This is a genomic window from Salinicola endophyticus, assembly GCF_040536835.1.
GTDB classification, from domain to species: Bacteria; Pseudomonadota; Gammaproteobacteria; order Pseudomonadales; family Halomonadaceae; genus Salinicola; species Salinicola endophyticus_A.
In genome coordinates this window covers 217,977-241,962 of the sequence record NZ_CP159578.1, presented here as the reverse complement: position 1 = coordinate 241,962, position 23,986 = coordinate 217,977, and the positions used below count along the sequence as shown (strand labels likewise).

General features: G+C 67.3%; 25 protein-coding genes. 9 read left to right on the top strand and 16 right to left on the bottom strand.

Annotation, left to right across the window (positions count from 1 at the left end):
- Positions 1-11 precede the first annotated feature (11 nt).
- From nuoF to ndhC, 5 genes are all read right to left on the bottom strand, one after another.
- Positions 12-1,352 (bottom strand): NADH-quinone oxidoreductase subunit NuoF, encoded by a 1,341-nt coding sequence (gene nuoF, locus ABV408_RS01105; protein ID WP_353980713.1) that lies wholly within the window; start codon positions 1,350-1,352, stop codon positions 12-14.
- 31 nt (positions 1,353-1,383) lie between these two features.
- The gene (gene nuoE, locus ABV408_RS01100) at positions 1,384-1,887 is read right to left on the bottom strand and encodes an NADH-quinone oxidoreductase subunit NuoE (protein ID WP_285951296.1); all 504 of its coding nucleotides are present in this window, start codon (positions 1,885-1,887) and stop codon (positions 1,384-1,386) included.
- Positions 1,888-1,906: 19 nt separating this feature from the next.
- Complete coding sequence (gene nuoC / locus ABV408_RS01095; protein WP_353980712.1) at positions 1,907-3,688, bottom strand: NADH-quinone oxidoreductase subunit C/D; 1,782 nt, start codon at positions 3,686-3,688, stop codon at positions 1,907-1,909.
- A gap of 133 nt (positions 3,689-3,821) precedes the next feature.
- A complete protein-coding gene (locus tag ABV408_RS01090) occupies positions 3,822-4,499 on the bottom strand; it encodes an NADH-quinone oxidoreductase subunit B family protein (protein WP_207036277.1) in 678 nt (225 codons plus the stop codon).
- 116 nt (positions 4,500-4,615) lie between these two features.
- The gene (gene ndhC, locus ABV408_RS01085; RefSeq protein ID WP_207036279.1) at positions 4,616-5,071 is read right to left on the bottom strand and encodes an NADH-quinone oxidoreductase subunit A; all 456 of its coding nucleotides are present in this window, start codon (positions 5,069-5,071) and stop codon (positions 4,616-4,618) included.
- A 370-nt stretch (positions 5,072-5,441) separates the two neighbouring features.
- Here ndhC and thiD point away from each other — a divergent pair, with 370 nt between their 5' ends.
- Positions 5,442-6,287, top strand: a complete 846-nt coding sequence (thiD, locus tag ABV408_RS01080; protein ID WP_353980711.1) for a bifunctional hydroxymethylpyrimidine kinase/phosphomethylpyrimidine kinase — start codon at positions 5,442-5,444, stop codon at positions 6,285-6,287.
- A gap of 200 nt (positions 6,288-6,487) precedes the next feature.
- Positions 6,488-7,531 (top strand): TRAP transporter substrate-binding protein DctP, encoded by a 1,044-nt coding sequence (dctP, locus tag ABV408_RS01075; protein ID WP_353980709.1) that lies wholly within the window; start codon positions 6,488-6,490, stop codon positions 7,529-7,531.
- Positions 7,532-7,668: 137 nt separating this feature from the next.
- Here dctP and ABV408_RS01070 read toward each other — a convergent pair whose 3' ends face one another.
- Both ABV408_RS01070 and ABV408_RS01065 read right to left on the bottom strand, forming a co-directional pair.
- Positions 7,669-8,952, bottom strand: coding sequence for a TRAP transporter large permease (locus tag ABV408_RS01070; RefSeq protein WP_353980708.1), 1,284 nt, complete (start codon positions 8,950-8,952; stop codon positions 7,669-7,671).
- 88 nt (positions 8,953-9,040) lie between these two features.
- Positions 9,041-9,661, bottom strand: coding sequence for a TRAP transporter small permease (locus tag ABV408_RS01065; protein WP_353980707.1), 621 nt, complete (start codon positions 9,659-9,661; stop codon positions 9,041-9,043).
- Between the two features lie 284 nt (positions 9,662-9,945).
- Between ABV408_RS01065 and dtd the strand changes: the two genes are divergently transcribed.
- On the top strand, positions 9,946-10,383 hold the full coding sequence (gene dtd, locus ABV408_RS01060) for a D-aminoacyl-tRNA deacylase (protein WP_353980706.1): 438 nt from the start codon (positions 9,946-9,948) through the stop codon (positions 10,381-10,383).
- A 188-nt stretch (positions 10,384-10,571) separates the two neighbouring features.
- Positions 10,572-11,348: an SDR family oxidoreductase gene (locus tag ABV408_RS01055; protein WP_353980705.1), complete on the top strand. Its 777-nt coding sequence runs from the start codon at positions 10,572-10,574 to the stop codon at positions 11,346-11,348.
- An 84-nt stretch (positions 11,349-11,432) separates the two neighbouring features.
- On the opposite strand, the gene chaB is transcribed toward ABV408_RS01055, so the two are convergent.
- Positions 11,433-11,663, bottom strand: coding sequence for a putative cation transport regulator ChaB (gene chaB / locus ABV408_RS01050; protein WP_353980704.1), 231 nt, complete (start codon positions 11,661-11,663; stop codon positions 11,433-11,435).
- A 92-nt stretch (positions 11,664-11,755) separates the two neighbouring features.
- Positions 11,756-13,669 (bottom strand): ATP-binding cassette domain-containing protein, encoded by a 1,914-nt coding sequence (locus ABV408_RS01045; protein ID WP_353980703.1) that lies wholly within the window; start codon positions 13,667-13,669, stop codon positions 11,756-11,758.
- 67 nt (positions 13,670-13,736) lie between these two features.
- Between ABV408_RS01045 and ABV408_RS01040 the strand changes: the two genes are divergently transcribed.
- Positions 13,737-14,294, top strand: coding sequence for a TIGR02444 family protein (locus ABV408_RS01040; RefSeq protein WP_353980702.1), 558 nt, complete (start codon positions 13,737-13,739; stop codon positions 14,292-14,294).
- 88 nt (positions 14,295-14,382) lie between these two features.
- Positions 14,383-15,150, top strand: coding sequence for an FKBP-type peptidyl-prolyl cis-trans isomerase (locus ABV408_RS01035; RefSeq protein WP_353980701.1), 768 nt, complete (start codon positions 14,383-14,385; stop codon positions 15,148-15,150).
- Between the two features lie 198 nt (positions 15,151-15,348).
- Here ABV408_RS01035 and ABV408_RS01030 read toward each other — a convergent pair whose 3' ends face one another.
- Entirely contained in the window at positions 15,349-15,921 is a 573-nt protein-coding gene (locus ABV408_RS01030) for a hypothetical protein (protein ID WP_353980700.1), read from the bottom strand.
- A gap of 87 nt (positions 15,922-16,008) precedes the next feature.
- On the opposite strand from ABV408_RS01030, the gene ABV408_RS01025 reads away from it, so the two are divergent.
- Positions 16,009-16,929 (top strand): AEC family transporter, encoded by a 921-nt coding sequence (locus ABV408_RS01025; protein ID WP_353980699.1) that lies wholly within the window; start codon positions 16,009-16,011, stop codon positions 16,927-16,929.
- 307 nt (positions 16,930-17,236) lie between these two features.
- Here ABV408_RS01025 and ABV408_RS01020 read toward each other — a convergent pair whose 3' ends face one another.
- Positions 17,237-18,151 (bottom strand): LysR family transcriptional regulator, encoded by a 915-nt coding sequence (locus ABV408_RS01020; RefSeq protein ID WP_353980698.1) that lies wholly within the window; start codon positions 18,149-18,151, stop codon positions 17,237-17,239.
- 121 nt (positions 18,152-18,272) lie between these two features.
- Between ABV408_RS01020 and ABV408_RS01015 the strand changes: the two genes are divergently transcribed.
- Positions 18,273-19,211 (top strand): DMT family transporter, encoded by a 939-nt coding sequence (locus tag ABV408_RS01015; RefSeq protein ID WP_353980697.1) that lies wholly within the window; start codon positions 18,273-18,275, stop codon positions 19,209-19,211.
- Between the two features lie 7 nt (positions 19,212-19,218).
- On the opposite strand, the gene trmB is transcribed toward ABV408_RS01015, so the two are convergent.
- The 4 genes from trmB to ABV408_RS00995 all read right to left on the bottom strand — a co-directional run bounded on the left by trmB (position 19,219) and on the right by ABV408_RS00995 (position 22,669).
- Complete coding sequence (gene trmB, locus ABV408_RS01010; RefSeq protein WP_353980696.1) at positions 19,219-19,944, bottom strand: tRNA (guanosine(46)-N7)-methyltransferase TrmB; 726 nt, start codon at positions 19,942-19,944, stop codon at positions 19,219-19,221.
- A gap of 64 nt (positions 19,945-20,008) precedes the next feature.
- Positions 20,009-20,806, bottom strand: coding sequence for a thiazole synthase (locus tag ABV408_RS01005; protein ID WP_353980695.1), 798 nt, complete (start codon positions 20,804-20,806; stop codon positions 20,009-20,011).
- Positions 20,807-20,834: 28 nt separating this feature from the next.
- On the bottom strand, positions 20,835-21,035 hold the full coding sequence (gene thiS / locus ABV408_RS01000; RefSeq protein WP_035476393.1) for a sulfur carrier protein ThiS: 201 nt from the start codon (positions 21,033-21,035) through the stop codon (positions 20,835-20,837).
- Between the two features lie 161 nt (positions 21,036-21,196).
- Positions 21,197-22,669, bottom strand: coding sequence for an alanine/glycine:cation symporter family protein (locus ABV408_RS00995; protein ID WP_353980693.1), 1,473 nt, complete (start codon positions 22,667-22,669; stop codon positions 21,197-21,199).
- A 275-nt stretch (positions 22,670-22,944) separates the two neighbouring features.
- Between ABV408_RS00995 and ABV408_RS00990 the strand changes: the two genes are divergently transcribed.
- Entirely contained in the window at positions 22,945-23,343 is a 399-nt protein-coding gene (locus tag ABV408_RS00990; RefSeq protein ID WP_353980692.1) for a DUF423 domain-containing protein, read from the top strand.
- Between the two features lie 15 nt (positions 23,344-23,358).
- On the opposite strand, the gene ABV408_RS00985 is transcribed toward ABV408_RS00990, so the two are convergent.
- Entirely contained in the window at positions 23,359-23,775 is a 417-nt protein-coding gene (locus tag ABV408_RS00985) for a PaaI family thioesterase (RefSeq protein WP_035476385.1), read from the bottom strand.
- Positions 23,776-23,986: the final 211 nt, after the last annotated feature.

Genomic DNA, 23,986 nt, shown 5'->3' with positions numbered 1-23,986 from the left:
TCACGCGCCTCCTAGATGCTGCCGACCGGAATCGGGTCCGCGTGCGCTTCGCCCCGGGGCCGGGTGATGCCGCGCTCGAACTCGTCACGGAAATAGTGGATCGCCGAGGAAAGCGGCATCGCCGCGCCTGGCGCATGAGCGCAGAAGGTCTTGCCGGGGCCAAGGTCCCGCGCCATCTGCTCGAGCAGCTCGATATCGCCGGGCTCGCCCGTGCCCGCCTCCAGCGCGCGCAGCAGCTTGACACTCCACGGCAGGCCATCGCGGCACGGGGTGCACCAGCCGCAGGACTCGCGGGCGAAGAACTCCTCCAGATTGCGCGTCAGCGAGACCATGCTCTGGTCGTCGGCGACCACGGTGATCAAGCCGGTGCCGAGGCGGCTGCCGGTCTTGCCGATGGTGTCGAAATCGAGCGCCAGGTCGAGGTGCTCCGGCAGCAGGAAGCCGGTACTGCCACCGCCGGGGAGCCAGCTCTTGAGCGTGAGCCCATCGCGCATGCCCCCGGCGAGCTCGAACAGCTCACGCCCGGTGGTGCCCATCGGCAGCTCCCACAGCCCCGGGCGCTGGACCTTGCCCGAGGCGCCGTAGAGCTTGGTGCCGCCGTCGCTGCTGCGCTCGCCGGAGAGCGCTTGGAACCAGTCGGCGCCGTGGTTGACGATGCCCGGCACGTTGCACAGGGTCTCGACGTTGTTGACCACGGTGGGCAGCCCCCAGGCGCCGGACTGCCCCGGGAAGGGCGGTTTGGCCCGCGGGTTGGCGCGTTTGCCCTCCAGCGAGTTGATCAGCGCGGTCTCTTCGCCGCAGATGTAGCGCCCGGCGCCGGTGTGCAGGGCGATATCGAAGTCCCAGCCGCTGCCGCGCACATCACTGCCCAGCCAGCCATCGGCGCGGGCGTCGTCGAGCGCACGCAGGATCGAGGCGGCGGCGCGGTGGTACTCGCCGCGCAGGAAGATATAGCCCTGCTTCGAGCGGTTGGCGTAGCCGGCCAGGATCATGCCTTCGATCAGCAGGTGCGGCTGCTGCTCCATCAGCAGGCGATCCTTGAACGTTCCCGGCTCCATCTCGTCGGCGTTGCAGACGATATAGCCGCGCGGCACGTCATCGCCCTTGGCGGTCAGGCTCCACTTCATGCCGGCGGAGAAGCCAGCGCCACCGCGTCCGCGCAGGTTGGCGCCCTTCACCTCGGTGGTCAGGCTCTCGTAGGTGTGCTGCTCCAGCGCCTTGGTCACCGCGGCGTAGCCGCCGGTGTCGCGATACTCGGCGAACAGCACCGGGCTTGCGTCGTCGTGCAGGCGCCAGGTCAGCGGATGGGTCTCGGCACGGCGTTCGCTGGCCGGCTGCAGAATGCGGCTCATCTCGGATTCTCCCGCGTCTTGGGCATCGGGCTCATGCGTAGGCCTCCAGCAGCGCCGGCAGCGCCTCGGGTGTGACCGGGCCGTGCAGGTCCTCGCCGATCAGCAGCGTCGGCCCGCGGTCGCAGGCCCCCAGGCAGCACACCGGCAGCAGGGTGAAGCGCCCGTCCGCCGTGGTCTGGCCCATCTGAATGCCGAGGTGATCGATCAGCGCGTCGCGCAGCTGCTCGTAGTCGGTGAGAAAGCACGAGCTGCTGTCGCAGATCAGGATCACGTGGCGCCCCACCGGCTGCCGGAAGATCAGGCTGTAGAAGGTGGCCACGCCTTCGACGTCGGCGACCTTGATGCCCAGGGTCGCGGCGATCGCCGGGATGGCGCCGTCGGGCACGTAGCCGTGGCGCTTCTGCACGATCTTGAGCGCCTCGATGCTGGCTGCCTGCGGATAGGGGTAGTGCGCACGCTCCTCGAGGATCGCCGCACGGTCGGCGGGGTCGAGAACGAAGGCGTCGCTGGCGATGGTGGCTGTGTTTTGCGTCATAACGGTCTCTCCAGCGGCCTCACCGATCCACGTCGGCCATGACGAAGTCGATACTGCCCAGGTGCGCGATCAGATCCGGCACGAAACCGCCGCGCATCACCGCCGGGATCTGCTGCAGATGGGGGAAGCTCGGCGTGCGGATCCGCGTGCGGTAGCTCATGGTGCTGCCGTCGCTGGTCAGGTAGTAGCTGTTGATGCCCTTGGTCGCCTCGATCATCTGCATCGACTCGTTGGCCGGCAGCACCGGGCCCCACGAGACCTGCAGGAAGTGGGTGATCAGGGTCTCGATGTGCTGCAGCATCTTCTCCCGCGGCGGCGGCGTGGTCAGCGGATGGTCCGCCTTGTAGTCACCGGCGGGCATGTGATCGATGCACTGCTGCAGGATGCGCACGCTCTGGCGCATCTCTTCGATGCGCATCATGCCGCGATCGAAGGCGTCGCCGTTGGCCGCCGTGGGCACTTCGAAGTCGAAGTTCTCATAGCCGGAGTAGGGGCGCTTCTTGCGCAGGTCGAAGTCGAGCCCGGTGGCGCGCAGGTTGGGGCCGGTAACGCCCCAGTCGAGTGCATCGCGGGTATTGAAGGCGGCGACGAAGCGGGTGCGGTCGCGCACGATGGCGTTCTCCATCATCGCCTTCTCGTACTCGGCCAGACGCTTGGGCATCCAGTCGACAAAGCCCTGCACCAGCTTCTCCCAACCCTTCGGCAGGTCGTGGGCGGTGCCGCCGATGCGGTACCACGCCGGGTGCATGCGGAAACCGGTGATCGCCTCGATCACCTCGTAGGCCTTCTGGCGGTCGGTGAAGGTGAAGAACACCGGGGTCATCGCCCCCAGATCCTGCAGGTAGGTGCCCAGGAACAGCAGGTGGCTGTTGATGCGGAACATCTCCGCCATCATCACGCGGATGGTCTTGGCGCGATCGGTGACGGTAATGCCGGCCAGCTTCTCCACCGCCAGCACGTAGGGCAGGTTGTTCATCACCCCGCCGGTGTAGTCGATGCGGTCGGTATAGGGGATGAAGCTGTGCCACGACTGGCGCTCGGCCATCTTCTCGGCGCCGCGGTGGTGATAGCCGATGTCCGGCACACAGTCGACCACCTCTTCGCCGTCGAGCTGCAGCACGAGGCGGAAGGCGCCGTGGGCCGAGGGGTGGTTGGGCCCGAGGTTCAGGAACATGAACTCGGTCTCTTCGCCCTGGCGCTTCATGCCCCACGCCTCGGGGTCGAAGCGCAGCGCCTCCTGCTCCACCTCCTGGCCCTTGACGGTCAAGGTGTAGGGGTCGAACTCGGTGGCACGGGCGGAGTAGTCCTTACGCAGCGGATGTCCGCTCCAGGTCGGCGGCATCATGATCCTGGTCAGATGCGGGTGGCCACCGAAGTGGATACCGAAGAGATCGAAGACCTCGCGCTCGTACCAGTTGGCGTTGAGGAAGATATCGCTGATCGAGGGTAGCGTCAGATCGCGCTCGGAGAGCGCCACCTTGAGCATGATGTCGGCGTTACGCTCCACCGAGAGCAGCTGGTAGAAGACGGTGAAGTCCGCCGGCGGCAGGCCGCGGCGGTGGGTGCGCAGGCGCTCGTCGACCGCGCTCAGATCGAAGAGCATCGAGAACGGCCCGTCGAGCCGGCGCAGGCGGTCGAGCACTTCGCGCAGGCGCTCACGGGCGACCCATACCACCGGCATGCCGGTGAGCGTCTCCTGCGGCGTGAACACGGCATCGCCGAAGTGCCGGCAAAGCTCCGCCACTACGTCGGCGGCGGGCGCGGCGGCACGGGAATTCATGGTGTCATCGGCTGCGGTCATGGCAGGCGGTCCCGGTCAATAAATCAACCAACGGTCATCTCGGAAGGTGTCTATCAGCTGCCTGCGCTCGACAGCCTGATACCTCCGGCAATGGCCACGAAAAACAGCGTCAGTGCTGCACGCCAGGCGTTGCCTAGATGCCGTCCGGGGTCCGCAGCTCCTTGACCGCAATCCGCCGGTCGCGATGCTTCTCGCGCTGAGAGGGCATCTCCGCGCGGTAGACGCCCTGGTCGCCGACCACCCAGGAGAGCGGCCGCCGCTCCTCCTGAATCGAGTCTTGGAGCAACTGCAGCCCCTGCAGGAAGGCCTCCGGCCGCGGCGGGCAGCCGGGCACGTAGACGTCGATGGGCAGGAACTTGTCGACGCCCTGAACCACCGAATAGATGTCGTACATACCACCGGAATTGGCGCAGGAGCCCATCGAGATGACCCACTTGGGTTCGAGCATCTGGTCGTAGAGCTGCTGGATGACGGGGGCCATCTTGATGAAGCAGGTGCCGGCGATGACCATGAAGTCGGCCTGACGCGGGGAGGCACGAATGACCTCGGCGCCGAAGCGGGCGACGTCGTGGGGCGCGGTGAACGCCGTGGTCATCTCCACGTAGCAGCAGGAGAGACCGAAGTTGTAGGGCCACAGCGAGTTCTTGCGGCCCCAGTTCACCGCCGAGTTGAGCACGTCTTCGAGCTTGCCCATGAACACGTTGCGATGAACCTGTTCGCGCATGGGGTCGTCGACGCGTTGGCGTTGATCGAGGGGATAGCGATCAGACGCGTTGTCGCCTCCCTCCGCTCGGGTCAGGGTGTATTGCATGGTCAGCCTCGACAAGCCGGATAAAGTAGCGGTCATGGGCATGTCGGCCGGTCAGGACGCCGGCATGCCGAATAATCGTTGATCGACGACCGTTCATGCGGTCGTTCTCGCCCGGGTCAGCGCGCATGGCGCTCGGCACCGGGAACGGCAGCCAGTTCACGCGCACGCGGCGCGTCTTCGCGCCCGCGCTTGCGCGGCGCCCAGTCGAGTGCGCCGACGCGGGCGTCATAGACCAGGCCTGCCAGTAGAATGAGGATGAATACCGCCGCCCCGGCGAATCCCGTCCAGCCCACCTCACGCACGGAGACGGCCCAGCCGAACAGGTAGACGGCCTCGATATCGAAGATCACGAAGAGCATGGCGACGAGGTAGAACTTGACCGAGAAGCGCTGGCGCGCGCTGCCGGCACCGACGATGCCGGACTCGAACGGGAGGGACTTGCTGCGTCCGTGACTCTTGCCGCCGAGCAGGCTGGCGGCGCCGATCATGAAGCCACACAGTGCAATGACCGCGACCACGAACAACCCCGTGGCCCAATATTCAGCGATCCAGGCGGTGACTTGGTCGGACATGTGCTCCCTCACACGGTGATCCCGCGGCGCCTGCGGGCGCTGACGAGACAAGACGGCTGACAGAACGACGCTTCGACGCGCGGATGCGTATTCGTAATTTTACTACTTTACGCCTATTCCCATGCGCCGTCAGCTTGCTAATTCGTCCAATTGCAAAACTTTCAAAAGGCCGCGCAAACGACCCGGCAATCGCTCTAAAACAAGCGCCATGTCCACGATAGGCATCATGATGAAGCCCATGGCAGCGACGACGCTCTGTCGCGGCAGCGGACCGTGCGGCGAACGATCTAGCAGCGAGCTATCTATCGGCCGTGCGGCGCTTTGCTTTACCTTAGGCTAGTCCTTTTAGCCACTGTTGCAACGACCCGACATGCTTTTTTCCCGCCCGCCCAACGTCCTCACCATCGCCGGTTCCGACCCCTCCGGCGGCGCCGGCCTGCAGGCCGACATCAAGACCTTTTCCGCCCTCGGCGTCTATGCCACCAGCGTGATCACCGCAGTCATCGCCCAGAATACCTGTGGCGTCGCGCGGGTCGAGCCGGTCTCTGCGACGATGATCCGCACCCAGCTCGACAACCTGCTCGACGACGTCGCCATCGACGCGGTCAAGATCGGCATGGTCGCCAGCCGCGAAGTGGCCGAAACCCTGGCCGCCGGGCTTGCCGCGCGGCGCCCGCGCTGGATCGTGCTCGACCCGGTGATGGTGGCCAAGAGCGGCGACCGCCTGGTCGACGACACCGGGCTGGCGGCGGTGCGCGATATCCTGGTGCCGCTGGCCGACGTGATCACCCCCAACCTGCCGGAGGCCGCCGCCCTGCTCGGGCGCGATACGCCGCGCTCGGCGGCGGACATGGAGGCGCTGCTCGGCGAGCTGGCCGCACTCGGCGCCCCCTATGGCCTGCTCAAGGGCGGCCATCTGTCGCAGGCGCGCTGCCCCGACCTGTTGTGGACGCCCCACGGCAGCCGCTGGCTGGACGCGCCGCGGCTGGAGACGCGCCACCTGCACGGCGCGGGCTGCGCGCTCTCCTCGGCGATCGCCGCCGAGCTGGCACGGGCAAGCGTGGCGGCCGAGCGCGCGACGCCGCGGACGCAGCCTCAGGTCGAGCGCGCCATCGAGGCCGCCAAGCAGTGGCTGCACGCGGCGCTGGCAGCCGGCGAGCGTCTCGAGGTGGGTCAGGGCAAGGGGCCGCCGCATCATTTCCACGCCTGGTGGTGATACCGGGTTCGGGTCACCTGGCGACCCGGTGGCCGTCGCCGGGCACGACCGGCAGATAGCGGCTAACGTGATACAGTGAAACAGCGCGATCACGGGAAGCCATCATCGCGTCACGCGATTTGACACTTCGGGCTTCCTGTTATCTTCTGAAATGGGATTGAAAGAACGATTAAATACAACGACCTACTAGAGGTATCCGTATGCAGACGCGACATATCGCCACCGGCATTCTGGCCCTGAGCATGATGGGCAGCGCTTCGGTCGCCCTCGCCGACACCTGGCGATTCGGCCTCGAAGAGACGGAAGGCAGCGTGCAGTACGAATACGCACAGGCTTTCAAACAGCTCATCGAAAAGAAGAGCGACGGTGACATTACCGTACAGATCCTGCCCTACGGCGTCTGGGGCTCGAGCTACTCGACGCTCTACGATGCCATTCAGAACGGCTCCATCCCGCTCTCCTTCGGCTCGGGCTTCCTCGGCGGCACGGTACCCGAGAGCCAGCTGATGAGTCTCAACTACGTCATGCCCAACGACCAGTTGGAGACGGCCGAGATTCTCAACTCCGACGCCTTCATGAAGAGCGACGCCTGGCAGCAGTCGTTCCGCACACGCGACCTGGTGCCGCTGGCGGCACTGCCCGAGGGCTACCAGGTGTGGACCGCCAACAAGGCCATCCATACCCCGGCGGACATGAAGGGGCTACAGATCCGGGTGATGGACAACAGCCTGCTGCGCGCGACCTATCAGGCCTACGGCGCCTCGCCCATCACCATCGCTTACGGCGAGCTCTACAGCGCCCTGCAGCAGGGCCAGGCCGAGGGCAATATCCAGCCGGTCTGGGCCCACGAGAACATGGGTTTCTACGAAGTTCAGGACTACATGATCTTCGCCGAGCAGTCGCAGTTCATCGCCAACCTGATCGCCAACGAAGATTGGTATGACGCTCTCTCCGACGACCAGCGCCAGCTGCTCGACGCCACCATCCACGAGATGGTCAAGAAAGGTGACGAGATCCAGAAGCAGCTCAACCAGGATCGTCTGAAGACCATCGAGGAGAAGAGTGACATCAAGATCATTCGTCTCGATCAGGCGCAGCGCGACGAGTTCCGCAAGCTCGCCAAGCCGATCCGCGACGACTTCGTCAATATGGTCGGCGAGCGTGGCGGCAAGGCACTGGACATCCTGCTCGAGCAGGAGAAGGCGCGCGGCGACAAGTCGGGCGACGGCAGCCAGAGCAGCTGAGCCGCTCGCACCAACTACCCAAAACCTGAAGCGCCCCGCCAGCATCATGCTGGCGGGGCGCTTTTCTTGCCGTCTCGTCTAGCTGGCTCCGTCAGGGGGATCGCCGGACGCGCGCCCCCCTTGGCTCCCTAGGTGCGCTAGTCGCCGCCCAGCGACGGCAGCAGCAGCGAGATCTCGGGGAAGGCGATCAGGATCAGCGTCGCCAGCAGCAGGATGACGATGAACGGCGGCGTGCCGCGGATCACGTCGATATAGGGGCGCCGGAACACCGCGATGGCGGTGAAGATATCGCAGCCGAAGGGCGGCGTCGCCGAGCCGATCGCCGCCTGCAGGGTGACGATCACGCCGACATGGATCGGGTCGAGACCGGCGGACTGCACCAGCGGCTTGAAGATCGGCACCAGGATCAGGATCACCACGATCGGATCGACGAACATGCAGCCGACGAAGAACGCCGCGGCGATCAGCGACAGCGCCAGGAACTGATTGTCGCCGATCGAGTCGATCAGTGGCCCGAGGATCTGATTCGGCACCCCGGCGGTCGCCAGCGCCTGGGAGAAGGCGGCACCGATCGCCACCAGGATGAACACCACCGCGGTGATCAGACCGGTGGAGAGGGCGATGCTGCCGAGATCCCGGATCGACACCTGGCGGTAGATCACCACCTCCAGCAGCAGCGCATAGGCCACCGCCACCGCCGACGCCTCGACCGCGCTGAAGAAGCCACCGTAGATGCCGCCCACCACCAGCAGCGGGAAGCCCATGGGCAGGATCACCCGCTTCAGCGCCCGGGCACGCTCGCCCCAGCTCGCCCTGGGCTCGGGGTCGATACCCTTGACCCGCGAGTCGATCCAGCAGTAGACCGCGAACAGCATCAGGATCAACAGCCCCGGCAGAATGCCGGCGAGGAACAGATCGCCGATCGAGGTCTGCATCGCCACGCCGTAGATGATGAAGCCGATACTCGGCGGGATCAGCAGCGCGATGTCGCTGGCATTGATGATCAGTGCCAGGGTGAAGTCGTCCGAATAGCCCTTTTTCAACAGGCGCGGGCGCATCGGCCCGCCCATCGCCACCACCGTCGCCTGGGTCGAGCCGGAGACCGCGCCGAACAGTGCACAGGAGGCCGCGGTGGTAATCGGCAGCCCGCCGCGCAGATGCCGGGTGAAGGCATCGACCACGTCGAGCAGGCGATTGGCGGTGTGCCCCTTGGTCAGGATATCCGCGGCGAAGATGAACATCGGCACCGCCGCCAGCACCCAGCTGCCGACCCCGCTGATCATCCAGCTGACCGCCTGATCGGGGCCGAAGAACGTCATGCCGGTGAACATCATGTAAAGCGTACCGGCCGCCAGTGGCACCATCATGGGAAAGCCCAGCAGGAGCAGCACCAGCATGATCAAGCCCAATCCCATCAGCATGAGAGGCATCCTTCTTCGATTGTCTTTATTGGCGTGGTCTTCGTTGGTGGCGTCAGCCGTCGGATGATACGGCCCTGCCCCGCCACCCTCACGGTTGGGTGTCGGCGGCGCGCTCGGCGGCCGCGTCGTCCAGCACGCTGTCGTCGTAGCCTTCACGCTCGGTGAGCGAGCGCCACACGCCGGGACTGATCATGTTGCGCAGCGCGGTGAGCACGTACTGGATACCCGCCAGCAAGAAGCCGATCGGCAGCGCGGTATAGACCATCCAGAAGGGAATGTGCAGCGCCGCGCTGGTGCGACCACGATCGTGCAGCGCCACCACGTACTCGAAAGACTTGAAGCAGAAGTAGAACATCAACAGCGCCGTGCCCAGCGAGATCACGATCAGCAGCGCCTTGCGCGCGCGCCCCCCGAGCTGGTCGTAGATCGCGGACATGCTGATGTGGCGGGCGTGACGGGCGGCGTAACTCACCCCGACGAAGGTGATCACCACGATCAGCATTTCGGTGATCTCGTAGGTGCCGGCGATGCCCTGGCTGAACAGCAGGTTGCCGACCACATGGGCGCTCATCAACAGCGCCATGGCCAGAATGCAGCCGCCGATCACCACGCGTTCGAGCAGCCCCAGCAGCCGGTCCAGCGCCAGCAGGGCCCCGAGAAACCCGCCGCGGGAGCGCTGCTCGTCGCGCTTGGCAGAAGTCGAGTTCATGACGTTGTCCTTATTATCAAGGGGAGTCGTTGCCCGCGCTACCGCCCTCGTGCCCACCGTCGGCGGCGTCCTCCGGAGACCTCGCCGGGGCGCACAGCGCGACGCCACGAATGCGGGGCGCTTACCCAAGGTTAGCGCGTAAAGCCCGGTGTCTGCCACGTAACACCGTGTCTTACCCCACCCGGAGGCCGTTCGGGCGCGTCATGCGCACGGCCTGCCGTCGGCGCCGGGCGATGCTAAGCTTGGGTATCGTTCAGCGACCCCTGATGGAGCCCCGCCCTACCATGCGAGCCCTGATTCAACGCGTCACCCACGCCAGCGTAGCGGTCGACGGCGAGCGCATCGGCGCGATCGACCACGGGCTGCTGGCCCTGATCGGCGTCGCCGCAGACGACGATCGTGCCCGTGCTGACCGCCTGCTGCACAAGCTGCTCCACTACCGGGTGTTCAGCGACGCCGAGGGACGCATGAACCGTAACCTGCAGCAGGCCGAGGGCGGACTCCTGCTGGTGTCGCAGTTCACCCTGGTGGCGGCCACCGACAAGGGGCTGCGGCCGAGCTTCTCCAGCGCCGCACCGCCGGCGCTGGGGCGCGAGCTGTTCGACTACCTGCTGGATCAGGCGCGTGCTGCCTGGCCGCAGGTCGCCAGCGGCGAGTTCGGCGCCGACATGCAGGTGTCGCTAACCAACGATGGACCGGTCACCTTTCTGCTGGAGACCTGAGAGGGTGTTTACCCCATGCCGGCACGCCCGGCCTCCGGTGCGCTGCCGCCGCGACTACAGTCAGGCAGATAGTCGCAAATACAGACACGCAGACAGCCACGCATAAAACGGCGGCATCTCGACGCTGCCACACAGGGCAATAGCCACAGGGAACGCGGCCACGGCCGCCACGCAGAGGAAGCCAACACATGACCACACCGCTCGCCATCATCACCGGCGGCGCCCAGGGTATCGGCCGCGCCACGGTCGAGCTGCTGCTGTCGGAGGGCTGGCGCGTCGCCGCCCTGGATCGCGACCCCGAAGCGGTCGCCGAACTCGACGAGGCCTACATCGACGCGCCACTACTGGCGATGGTGGTCGACGTCAGCGACGAGCTCCAGGTGCAGGAGGCGTTTGCGCATATCAACGGCTGGCAGCAGGAGCACGGCAAGGCCGATGGCTTCGACCTGCTGGTCAACAATGCCGGGATCGCCGACCCCGAGTGCGGCCCGCTGGAGGCGCTGGCGTTGGCCGACTGGCGCCGCTGGCAGGAGAGCCATCTGACCGGCGCCTTCCTGTGCACCCGCGCCGCCATCCCCGGGCTGCGTCAGCGCCACGGCGCCATCGTCAATATCGCCTCGACCCGCGCGCTGCAGTCGGAGCCCCACTGCGAATCCTATGCCGCAGCCAAGGGCGGATTGCTGGCGATGACCCACGCGCTGGCGGTCAGCCTGGGGCCGGAGGTTCGGGTCAATGCGATCTGCCCCGGCTGGATCGAGACCGGGCCGTGGCAGAAGGCGGCGCAGCGCAGCCAGCCCGAGCACCGCGAGATAGACCGCACGCAGCACCCGGTGGGACGTGTGGGCGAGCCGCAGGACGTGGCTGCCACCGTGGCCTTCCTGGCCAGCGACAAGGCAGGGTTCATCACCGGGCAGCACATCAGCGTCGATGGGGGGATGACCAGGAAGATGATCTACGCCGAGTGAGCCGGACGGAAAGCCATCGCGCTTGCCGAACCTCTCACCATTTAACAAAACCTCCCGACAAGCACTTATCCCGGCGGGGTGGCGTCATGCCTTGGGATGCCACTTGCCGTCGTCGCCCTTGGCGTACTTGGCTTCGACGGCCTTCCACGCTACGGCGTGGGCGACCTCCTCGCGGGAGCTGTCGCCGCGCCGATCCTCGGGGTTCTTGTACTGCTCCCAGGCGCTGTTGAACGCCTCCTGGTAGATGGTCCGGGCGTGGGGCGGCAGCACCTTGCGCGCGCTCTCGGGAATATCGTCACGGCTGTCGTAGGGCATGGGTCATCACCTGGCTGCGGAATCCGCCTTCCAGTGTAGCGCCGTCATGGCGGTGTCAACGCCAGTCATCGACAGTCGGCTCGCGACGCGCCTCAGGAGGCGGTCTGCAGCTCGGCCTCGAGCGTCTCCAGTGCCTCCTCCGCCGCCAGCCACTCGCCTTCGAGCGCCTCGACCCGCCCCTGCAGTTCGCCCTGCTCGCGCACCAGCCGGGTCAACTCCTCCTTGCGCGCGGCCTCGTAGAGCGTGGGGTCGGCGAGCTGGGTCTCCAGCGCGGAGAGTTCGCCCTGGGCGCGCTCCAGGGCTTTCTCCGCGGCGTCGCGGCGCTTGCGCAGCGGCTTGGTCTGTTCGCGCAGCTCGGCGGCGGCACGCCGCGCCGCCTTGCGGTCGCCGCTGTCGCTGGGGCGGCGCTCGTCGCGGGCGGCCTGGCGCTGCTCGCTCTCGCGCGCCTTGAGCCACTGGTGATAGTCGTCGAGATCGCCATCGAACGGCGTCACCCGGCCGTCGACCACGCGCCAGAACAGATCGACACTGGCACGCAGCAGGTGGCGGTCGTGGGAGACGATCACCACCGCGCCCTCGTAGGCGGCCAGGGCCTCGGCCAGGGCCTCGCGCATGTCCAGATCGAGGTGGTTGGTGGGCTCGTCGAGCAGCAGCAGGTTGGGTTTTTCCCACGCCACCAACGCCAGCGCCAGGCGCGCCTTCTCGCCCCCGGAGAAGCGTGAGACATCACCGAAGACGTCATCGCCGCGGAAGCCGAAGCCGCCCAGGAAGTCGCGGATCGACTGGTCGCTGGCGGTGGGCGAGAGCCGCTGCACGTGGGTGAAGGGCGTGGCGCCGAGATCGAGGTGCTCCAGCTGATGCTGGGCGAAATAGCCCACCACCAGGTTCTCTCCCGGCACCCGCGCGCCCGCCTGGGGCGCAAGCTCGCCGATCAGGGTCTTGATCAGGGTCGACTTGCCGGCGCCGTTGGGGCCGAGCAGCCCGATCCGCTCCCCCGGCAGGATCGAGACGTTGACGCCTTCGAGAATGCGCGCCTCGGGATAGCCGAGATCGGCGCGATCCAGCGACAGCAGCGGGCTGGAGATCTTGTCGGCGCAGGGCAGCTCGAAGCGGAACGGCGAGTCGGCCCGCGCCGCGGCAATGGTTTCCATACGCTCGAGCATCTTGAGCCGACTCTGGGCCTGGCGCGCCTTGGTCGCCTTGGCCCGGAAGCGCTCGACGAAGCGCTCGATCTCGGCGCGGCGTGCCTGCTGCTTCTCGAACTCGGCCTGCTGCTGGGCCTGGCGTTCGGCGCGGGCGCGCTCGAAGGCGCTGTAATTACCGCGATAGAGGGTCAGCCGCGCCTGATCGATATGCAGGATGTGATCGCACACCGCATCCAGGAAGTCACGGTCATGGGAGATCAGCATCAGGGTGCCGGGATAGCGGGTGAGCCACTGCTCCAGCCACAGGAGCGCATCGAGATCGAGGTGGTTGGTGGGCTCGTCGAGCAGCAGGATCTCCGACGGCGTGAACAGGGTCCGCGCCAGCCCCACACGCATGCGCCAGCCGCCGGAAAAATCCGCCAACGGGCGGTAGAGATCGCGCTGGGCGAAACCCAGCCCGGCCAGCAGCTGTTCGGCCCGGGCCCGCGCGGTGTAGCCGTCGAGCGCCTCGATCTGGCCATGCAGCGCCGCCTCGCGGTCATGCTCGCCCGCGGCCTGGGCCGCCGCCAGCGCCTGCTCTGCCTGGCGCAGGGCGACATCGCCGTCGAGCACGAACTCGACCAGAGCGCGCTCGATCGCCGAGACCTCCTGCGCCATGTGGGCGATACGCTTGCCGCCGGCGATCTCGACGCTGCCGGCGTCGGCGCCGAGCTCGCCGCGGATCAGCGCGAACAGGCTCGACTTGCCGGCACCGTTGGCGCCGACGATGCCCACCTTGTGGCCCTCGTGCAGCATCAGGTCGGCACCTTCGATCAGCCGGCGCGTGCCGCGTTGCAGGGCGAGTTGGCGGAATGCAATCATGCCGGGCTCCAGAGCGCATCGAATGGGCGCTCATTCTATCAGCCAACGCCGCCGACACGGAGTGCCGATGACCACCGCCGACGCCGCGGACGACCTGTGGGATTTCGCCCTGGGACGCTACGCCCGCCCCGGCGCCCAGGCGCGCTGCCTGAGCCTGCAGGACGACCACGGCTATGACGTGTGCGAGCTGCTGTGGCTCGCCTGGCTCGCCGAGCACGGCCGTGAACCCGCCCCCGACGCCACCCAAGGGCTGGCCGAGATACGCCACTGGCAGGAGACGATGACCCGCCCGCTACGCCAGCGCCGGCGTGAGCTCAAGGCCGCGCTCGAGACCCGCCCGCGTCTGAGCGAGCTGCGCCAGCGCCTGCAGCAGGCGGAACTGCTGGCGGAGCGCGAGACGCTTATCCGCCTGGCCGAGCTGCCGAGCCGCCGCGTCGCGTCGCCGACGCCGTACGATCCGCTCGCCGCGGCGCTGGCGCTGTGCGCCGCCTGGGCCGCGCCGACGCGGGCAGCGCAACCGACCACGGACCTCGGCACGACGTCATCGGCTTACGCCACGTTACAGCCACTACTGGCACTGTGGCTGGCCGCCGCGCCGGATGCGGAACCAAATCCCAGCTGTTAGAGTCCCAACAGCAGCGCCACACCGATGCCTGAGGCGTTTTCACCCCGAGCCAGCATCGGCTTCAACCCCGACTCCCCAAGGAGACTGCATGAAACGTTTGGTAACCGCCGTCGCGATCGGCAGCATGATGACGCTGCCGCTGGCGGCTTTCGCCCAGGACAAGGTCGACCTCGACAGCGACCAGGCCAAGCTGAGCTACAGCATCGGCGCCACCCTGGGCCAGGGTCTGTCGCAGGACGTCAAGAACCTGGATGTCGACGCCTTCGCCGCGGCGATTCGTGACGTCTATGGCGATCACAAGCTGCAGATGAACGACGAGGCGATCAGCAAAGCGCTGACCCAGTACCAGCAGCAGAAGATCGCCGAGCAGAAGGCCGAGCAGAAGAAGGTCGCCGACGCCAACCGCAAGGAGAGCGAAGCCTTCCTCGCCGCCAACGCCAAGAAGAAGGGCGTGAAGACCACCGACTCGGGCCTGCAGTACCAGGTGCTGAAGTCCGGTGACGGCGCCTCGCCCAGCGACGACGACACGGTCAAGGTCAACTACGAAGGCAAACTCCCCGACGGCACCGTGTTCGACAGCTCCTACAAACGCGGCGAGCCGATCTCGTTCAAGGTCGGCCAGGTCATCCCGGGCTGGCAGGAAGCGCTCAAGATGATGCATGTCGGTGACACCTGGCTGATCACCGTGCCTTCCGACCTGGCCTACGGCGCAGCCGGCACCGGCGGCCCGATCGGCCCCAACCAAGCGCTGCAGTTCAAGGTCGAACTGCTCGGCATCAACCCCGACGAGGGTGACGCCAAGGGCGACAAGGCGGCCAAAGGCAGCGACGCCAAGACGAGCAGCGACGGCAAGTAAGCCGCGCTCCCCCCGCCCTACCCCTTTAGACGCCGGCCATCAGGCCGGCGTCTGAAAAGTCGACGAGCGAAGTCCAGGCAAGACAAAAATCGGCGAAAGAGCGGACCGGGCTGGCGTTCCAGTTTACGCGGTATAAATGAGCATCTGGAGCCGATTTTTAACGCCGGATGGGCAAGCGCAGTACTTTTCAGACCTGGCCTAGGCCGGCGTCTGCGTCCACAAGCAGTCCTTCTCATCCGCACTGCGCTTGGCCTCGCGCCGCGACAGCGCATCGGCCAGCCCGGCGCTGTCGAAATCGAACCAGCTGCCCTTGAGGCCGTGGTTGCTGACCACCACCACCTGGGCCCGCCACGCCTCCACGTAGCCGCTGCACAAACCCAGATCGCCGAAGCCGACGAAACGCTCGCGCTCCCCCGGCATCCGCGTCAGGGTGAAGCGCTGGGAGCGAATGTTCATGTGACGCCCGATGAACTCCACGTAGACCTGCTTGGCCGCCAGCCCGTAGACATCGACCTCGAAGCGCAGGCCGTCGCGCCCGGACGCCTCGTGCAGTGAATAGGTCAGCCCGGAATCGAGCCCCAGCCCCGCCTGGCAGCCACCGTCGAGCAGCACGCAGCCATGCTCCGGCGGATACCAGGTGACCTCGCTATCGGACTCGCGCAAGTAGTAGTCGAGCAGATACCACAGGGCGACGACGATGGTCGCCAGGGTGACACCGATCAGCAGCGTGAGCATGCGTGGCCGCGCGGTATCTTCGTCGTAGACAGCCATGGACGTTATGGGGCTCCCGGCAGAGACAGTGGATCGCTACCATGGGCGTTCGAGGCGGCGTGACGACAACCACACTCAGGACGCTAGATGAGCGATATCGCAGGGGCACTCGGCCCACTTTTCCTTCTGATTCTACTCGGTGCGGGCCTGGGTTGGGCACGTTTTCCCGGCGCCGATTTCTGGCCCCAGCTGGAACGCCTGATCTACTACCTGCTGTTCCCCGCCATGCTGGTGGCGACCCTGGCCGCTGCCGATGTCGCCCGGGTGCCGGTACTGCGCCTGGGCGTGGCGCTGCTCGGCGGGATGCTGGCGCTGGCGCTGGCGGTGTGGCTGGCGCGCCGACGCCTGGCGCTGGATGCCGCCGCCTTCACCTCTCTCTTCCAGGGGGTGGTGCGCTTCAACACCTATGTCGGGGTGGCCGGCGCCGCGGCCCTGCACGGCAGCGCCGGCACCACCGTGGCGGCGGTCGCGGTGGCGCTGATGGTACCTACCGCCAATCTGCTCTGCGTGCTGGCATTCATCGCCAGCGGCACGCTGGGCCGCGCCAGTCTCGGCCGCAGCGCCCTGGCGCTGGCGCGCAATCCGCTGATCCTGGCCTGCCTGCTGGGGGTTGCGCTCAACCTCAGTGGCATCGGTCTGCCCGGCTGGAGCGCACCCGCCGTGGAACTGCTCGGGCGCGCGGCGCTACCGCTGGGGCTGGTCGCCGTAGGCGTGGCGCTACGCCCGCAGGCGCTGTTACGCGGCGGGCGGGCGTTCTGGACCTCGAGCGCGCTGAAGCTGATTGTCACGCCGCTTGCGGTGGCCGCCATCGCCGCGCTGGCCGGTCTCTCCGGCATCGAGCGCGACGTAGTGCTGCTGTTCGCCGCCCTGCCGACGGCGACCTCCGCCTATATCCTGGCGCGCCAGCTGGGCGGCGACGCCGAGCTGATGGCGGCGACGATCACCGGCCAGACGCTGCTGGCGATGCTCTCGCTGCCACTGCTGCTGCCGCTGCTCGGGGTCGGCTGAGCAGCTAAATAAAAAAGATTCTCGTTTCGCTTGCAATCACAAATGAGAATGATTACCTTTGACTTGTGGCGTCGCCAAACGCCACTGACCAACGTCAGGAATGTCAGGTTCCTGCCATGGTTATCTCCTCATCAAGCTAGTCACGGTCCTTCACGCCGCCCTGCCCAGGGCGGCTTTTTTTGCTGCAGCGCCTGCGGCGGCACAACGCCAAGCAACGCGCCTGGCGGGAGTTGGCCGCCGCTGACACGCCCTGTCGGACGCCCCCGCCGCACCACACCGCCACGGCCTGTGAGAATCACCGACGCGTTCAGCCACGCGCGCTCAGCGCATCCCACTGCCACGGTCCGCGCCCACTCAGGCGCTGACGCAGCAGCTCCGCCAATGCTTCCACCGCGGGCTGGGAGGCGTCATCGATAGCGCGGGCGAAGTGCAGGCGCGCCTCGCAACGCCTCAGCACAGGCAGGCCGTCGCTCTCATCCAGCGCGCGCATGGCGCCGGTCACCCTTTCGCGGTCGAGCACTCCGATCGCCATGCCGGTCTCGATCGCCTTCTCCACCGCGTGGATGCTGGTACTGGTGAAGATCGCCCGCCACGGCCGCCGCGCCGCATCGAGGGCATCGGCCGCCAGTTGGCGGTAGGGACACTCCGCCGGGTGCACCGCCAATGGCACGATCGCCTCCTGGTGCAGCGCACCCTGAGCCGGCCCCGCCCACACCGGGGTGGGGTGCCACAGGGGCTCGCCGCCCTCCAGCCCGGCGGCGTGGTCGAGCACCACCGCCAGGTCCAGACGCCGCGCTCGCAGCCCCCGCGCCAGCCGACCGCTGGTGTCGGTGGTGACATCGAGCAGGATGCCCGGATGGCGCGCCATGAACTGCGGCAGGGTGTCGTCGAGCAACTCGCGCGCATAGTCCTCGGGGATACCCAGACGCACGCGCCCGCTCAGGCGCTCACGGCTGAAGCGGCTGACCAGGGTGTCGTGTGCCCGTAGCAGCGCCTGCGCCTCGCGCAGCAGCAGCTCGCCGCTGGCAGTCAGGGTCACGCCGCGCGGGCCGCGCTCCAGCAGGCGCACGTCGAGCTCGGTCTCCAGCCGCTTCATCTGCATGCTGATGGCACTCAGCGTGCGGTGGCGCACCTCGGCGGTGGCCGCCAGCGAGCCGCTCTGGGCGACCACCTGGAAAGTGCGCAGCAGCTCCAGGTCGAGCGTCGATCCGACTTCAAACATATTGAACCCTTATCGATTTTTATTCGATTCATTGAAGCCTGCATAGCGTCCAGACTCAAGCCGCATCACCCCGACTCGGGTACCCCGAGACAGTCACCCCGCGACGAGAGGAGGAGTCGGCATGCGCCACGCGACGCTGAACGCAGTCCTGATGAGTGGCTTCGTGCTCTGCTGGAGTTCCGGCTTCATCGGCAGCGAACTGGCCAGCCGCGCCCCCTTGAACGCGCTGGACCTGTTCGCCTGGCGCTTCGTCATCGCCGCCGCGCTGGCCGCGCTGTGGTGGCGACTGCTCGATCGGCGGCCAGTGGCGCTGTCGGCCTGGCTGCGCGAGATGGCGGTCGGCGCCCTCACCATCGGCGGCTATCTGCTCTGCGTGGTGCTCGCCATCGGTGAGGGCGTCAGCGCCAGCGTCACCGCGCTGATCACCGCCCAGCAGCCACTGCTGGCGGCGGCGATCGCCACGCTGTGGCTGCGCGAGCAGCTACCGGCGGCGGCCTGGCTCGGCCTCGGCGTGGCCGGCAGCGGCGTGGTGCTGTGCATCGCGGGGGACTGGCAGGGAGCAGGCGGCGCCGGCTGGGCCTATGCGCTGCCGCTGCTGGCGGTGATCAGCGTCACCCTGGGCAGCGTGCTCGCCGCCCGGCGCCCGTCGGGACTGGGGCTGGCGGCGTCGCTGACCGCGCAGTTGAGCGCGGCGGCGCTGATCTTCGGTGTGGCCGCGGCGGGCGCCGGCGGCCTGGCGCTACCCGGCAGCGCGCTGCTGACCTGGCAGACGCTGGGCTGGCTGGTGCTGCTGTCGAGCTTCGGCGGCTACGGCTTCTTCACCGTCTGCCTGCGGCGTCTCGGCGTCAACGCGGTCTCCAGCGCCATCTATCTGACGCCGCCGGTGACCCTGGCGTGGAGTGCGGGGATGTTCGGCGAGCACGTGGCGCCGCTGCAGCTCGGCGGCATGGCGCTGGCCCTGGCCGGGGTGACACTGGCTCTGCTCGCCCAGCGCCGCGGCCGCCACACCCGCGGCGCGGCGCACTATCCGCGGCGTCCCGGCGGCGGCGAGTGCGCCTGAGCCTGGGTCAATCGCGACGAAAGATCAGATCCCAGACCCCATGACCCAGACGCTCGCCGCGGCTCTCGAACTTGGTCAGCGGGCGGAAGGCGGGACGCGCCACATAAGGCGCGCTCTCCGCGGGGGCGGTGTTGGTATAGCCCGGCGCCGCCGCCATCACCTCGGCCATGTGCTCGGCGTAGGCTTCCCAGTCGGTGGCCATGTGCAGGGTGCCGCCGGGCTTGAGCCGGGTGCGCACCAGCTCGACGAACGGCAGCTGCACGATCCGCCGCTTGTGATGCTTCTTCTTCGGCCAGGGGTCGGGGAAGAAAAGCTGCAGGGTGTCGATGCTCTCCGCCGGCAGACACTGCGCCAGCACCGCCAGGGCGTCCTCGCGATAGACGCGCAGGTTGGTGAGGCCACGCTTGTCGGCTTCGTCGAGCAGCTTGCCGACACCCGGCGCATGCACTTCGATACCGATGAAGTCGGTCTCCGGGTGAGTCTCGGCCTGCTCGACCAGCGACTGCCCCATGCCGAAGCCGATCTCGACCACCCGCGGGGCGTCACGTCCGAACAGCGCCACCGGGTCCTGCAGCCCGTCTTCCAGGGTCAGCCCCCAGCGCGGCCAGACCTCCTTGAGGCCGCGCTCCTGGGCGGCGGTCATGCGCCCGGCGCGCAGCACATAGCTCTTGATGCCGCGCTGATGCGGGGTGTCGGTGGCGGTCTCGTTGGGGTCCGTCGGCTTGTCGGTCATGCGGCGTGGCTATCGTCTTGGTGGGTGAAAGAGACCCACCGCCGAGGCGGCGGGCACAGGCAGCTCAGGGGTTGATGCGCCCGGCGAACGGCGACGAGGGGCTGGCGCTGTCGCGGCGCGGCATGCGCTCGGCGAGAAACGCCTCGCGCCCGGCTTCGATCGCCTTGCGCATGGCGCCGGCCATCATCAGCGGGTGGCGGGCATGGGCGATGGCGGAGTTCATCAGCACCCCGGCGCAGCCCATTTCCATCGCCAGGGCGGCGTCGGAGGCGGTACCGATACCGGCATCCACCAGCACCGGCACCTCGGCCTGCTCGAGAATCAGGCGCAGCGTGGCCGGGTTGAGCAGGCCGTTGCCGGAGCCGATCAGCGAGCCCAGCGGCATCACCGCACAGCAGCCGCGACGCTCGAGCTCCTTGGCCACGATCGGGTCGTCGCTGGTATAGACCATGACATCGAAGCCGTCGTTGACCAGCGTTTCGGCCGCGGCCAGGGTCTCGACCACGTTGGGATAGAGGGTGTGCTCGTCGCCCAGCACCTCGAGCTTGACCAGGTTGTGGCCATCGAGCAGCTCCCGCGCCAGACGGCAGGTGCGCACCGCATCCTTGGCGGTATAGCAGCCGGCGGTATTGGGCAGCAGGGTATAGCGCTCGGGCGAGATCACGTCGAGCAGGTTGGGCGCGGCCGCATCCTGGCCCAGGTTGGTGCGCCGCACGGCGAAGGTGACCACGTCAGCCCCGCTGGCCGCGACCGCAGCCGCGGTCTCGTCGAAGTCGCGGTACTTGCCCGTGCCCACCAGCAGGCGGGAGTGGAAGCGACGGCCGGCGACCGTCAGCGGGGTGTCCTCGATCAGCTGCGACATGCGTGACTCCTGATAGACATGACGGCGCTCAGCCGCCACCGATGGCATGCACGATCTCCACGCGGTCGCCCTCGGCAAGCGCGGTCTGCGCGTGCTGGCTGCGTGGCACGATCTCTTCGTTGAGCTCGATGGCGACACGGCGCCCGCCCAGGCCCAGCGCCTCGACAAGGCGCGCGAGCGTGGGGTCGTGATCGAGCTGGTGGGGTTCACCGTTGAGCTGGATCTGCATGACGACGCTCCAGAGGTCTCCAGTCGTGGGGGCGTATTGTAGCGTCTTGCGCCGGACACGGCACGCCCGCGCCAGCGCTTCGCCCGCCCCGCCACGGGCGTCAGGCCCTCCAACGAAAAGCCGGCCCCTGGGGGCCGGCCGGCAAGCTCGGATAGCGCGCCTCAGTCGTCGCGGCGCGGCCAGACGTCGGCCTCGACCTGCTCGGGACGCTTGAGCACGCCCTTGGGATCGAAGGTCGGCTCGCGCACGCCCTGGCGCCGCTGGGTCTCGTAGTCGCGCAGCACACGCAGGGCGATCGGGCACAGCAGCAGGATGGCGATCAGGTTGGTGGTCGCCATCAGCCCCATGGCGAGGTCGGCGAAGTCCCACACGAACTGCAGCTTGGCGATCGAGCCGATCATCACCATCGCCAGCACGGCGATACGTAGCACCGATACGGCAGCCTTGGCGTGGCGCTTGAACAGATACTCGATGTTGATCTGCGAGTAGGAGAAGTTGGCGATGATCGAGGTGAAGGCGAACAGCAGGATGGCGATGGCGATGAAGATCTCGCCGAAGCTGCCGAGGTGGTCGACCATGGCGTCCTGGGTCAGCTGGATACCCACGATATCCTTGCCCGGCGAGGTGGTCATCAGCTGCTCGTAGACCCCGGAGAGCAGAATCACCACCGCGGTGCAGCTGCAGATCACCAGGGTATCGATGAACACCCCGAACGACTGTACCAGACCCTGCGCCGCCGGGTGCTTGACGTCGGCCTGGGCGGCGGCGTTGGGCGCCGAGCCCATGCCCGCCTCGTTGGAGAACAGCCCGCGCTTGATGCCGTTCTCCATCGCGATCTTGATGGTATAGCCCACCGCACCGCCCACCGCCGGGCCATAGCCGAACGCGCTCTTGACGATCAGCGCCAGCATCGCCGGCACTTCGGAGAGGTTGGAGAGCAGCACCCACAGCGCCACCAGGAAGTAACCGATGGCCATGATCGGCACGATCTTCTCGGCGGTACGCGCCACCGACTTGAGCCCGCCGTAGATGACCAGCGCGGTGAACGCGACCAGCACCAAGCCGGTGATCCAGTTGGGGATCGAGAACGCCTGCGCCATGCCCTGGGCGATGGTGTTGGACTGGGCACCGTTGAACGCCAGGCCATAGGCGATGAGCAGGAAGATCGCGAACAGCACGCTCATCCAGCGCTGGCCTAGCGCGCGCTCGATATAGTAGGCCGGCCCGCCGCGGTAGACGCCATCGGCGTTACGCTGCTTGTAGACCTGAGCCAGGGTCGACTCGATGAACGAGGTGGCGAAGCCCACCAGCGCGGTCATCCACATCCAGAAGATCGCCCCGGGGCCACCGACCCACAGCGCGATCGCCACGCCGGCCAGGTTGCCGGTACCGACCCGGGCGGCCAGCGAAGTGGCGAAAGCCTGGAAGCCGCTGACGCCGGAGCCGGAGCCGCGGCTGGTGAAGGTGACCCTCGCCATGTGCGCGAACAGGCGGAACTGCATGCCCCGGGTCAACACGGTAAACAGGATACCCGCCCCCAACAGCAGGTAGAGCAGGATATAGGTCCAGACGAAATTGCTGATCGGGTTCATGATCGCGTAAATCGCGTCACGGAGCGTGTCGATGAATTCCATTTCGGAGATCCTTGGTGGAAAGCGGTGACCCGAGCCGTCCCAGACGGCTGCCGAAGCGGCTTTTTACGCGCTAGACTGACGAGCGTCAAATCACGACCCACGTCGCGTGTCGTGCAGGGGCTCTCTGCGAAGCTGTACGCAACACGCACGAACTTCGCAGAAAACGCCCCGACGCCCGCACGCGTGCTCTGGGTACGCGTCGCCAGTCCAGGTTGCCAGGCGGCCCGACAGCGCGGGCGCGCCTTACAGCATAGTCAGCGCAAGGAAAACGCAACATGCCCCAAAAGTGTAGCGCCGCGCGTCCCGCCTGGGTCGGCGTGGCCATCAGTGGCTTGCTGGTGGTGGTCGCCGGTGCCTTCGGCGCCCACGCCCTGGCCGATCGCCTCACACCGCGCTATCTCGAGGTGTTCCATACCGCGGTGCGCTATCAGGCCTGGCACACCCTGGCGATCATGGCGCTGCTGGCGTGGTGCGCGCAGCAGCCGCTGCGCGGGCAGCTGGCGGCCATCGCGCTGTGGTTCGCGGGCATGGTGCTGTTCAGCGGCTCGCTCTATCTGCTCACGCTGAGCGGTATCACCGCCCTGGGTATCGTCACGCCCTTCGGCGGGCTGTTGCTGATGGCAGGCTGGGTGATGCTGGCGATCGCCGCCTGGCGTCAACGCCCATCGGCGTGACGGCAGCCGGTGGCGTCAATCGTCGCGGTCGGGCAGCACATAGGTCGCGGTGACCAGCGCCACCGGGTCGTTGTCGCCGGTGGAGAAGAGCTGCACCTCCCCCACCGCCAGACGCCGGCCCAGCTTGAGGATGCGCGCGTTGGCGATCAGGTCGCGGTCACCGCGGGCGCGGCGCAGAAAGTGGCAGTTGAGGCTGCTGGTCACGGCCATCGCCTCGGGGCCGATCTCGGCCAGGATCGCCACGTAGAGGCAGACATCGGCCAGCCCCATCATCGATGGTCCCGAGACGCTGGCGCCGGGGCGCAGGTGTTCGTCCTCGATCGCCAGGCTCATGGTGGCGCGCATGTGGTCGACCGCTTCGATGGTCCCCTGGCGATGTGGAAAGACGTCGTCGAGGTAGTCCTCGATCTCGGCGGCGGTCATCACGGTCATCGAACTCTCCCCGGCAGCGGTTCTCGGCACGCCGGACCTCATGCCCAGGCACAGGACGCTCGAGAACGTTGCGCCCCAAGATAGCGCAAGCCGCGCATCAGGCACAGCGGGGCGCTCTGCATGTCCCTAAGATCATTCCGACGAACATCGCGAGCGTAGCGCCGCCTCACACTCGCTGCCCCACACTCGCCGCCCCAAACACGCCAACGCC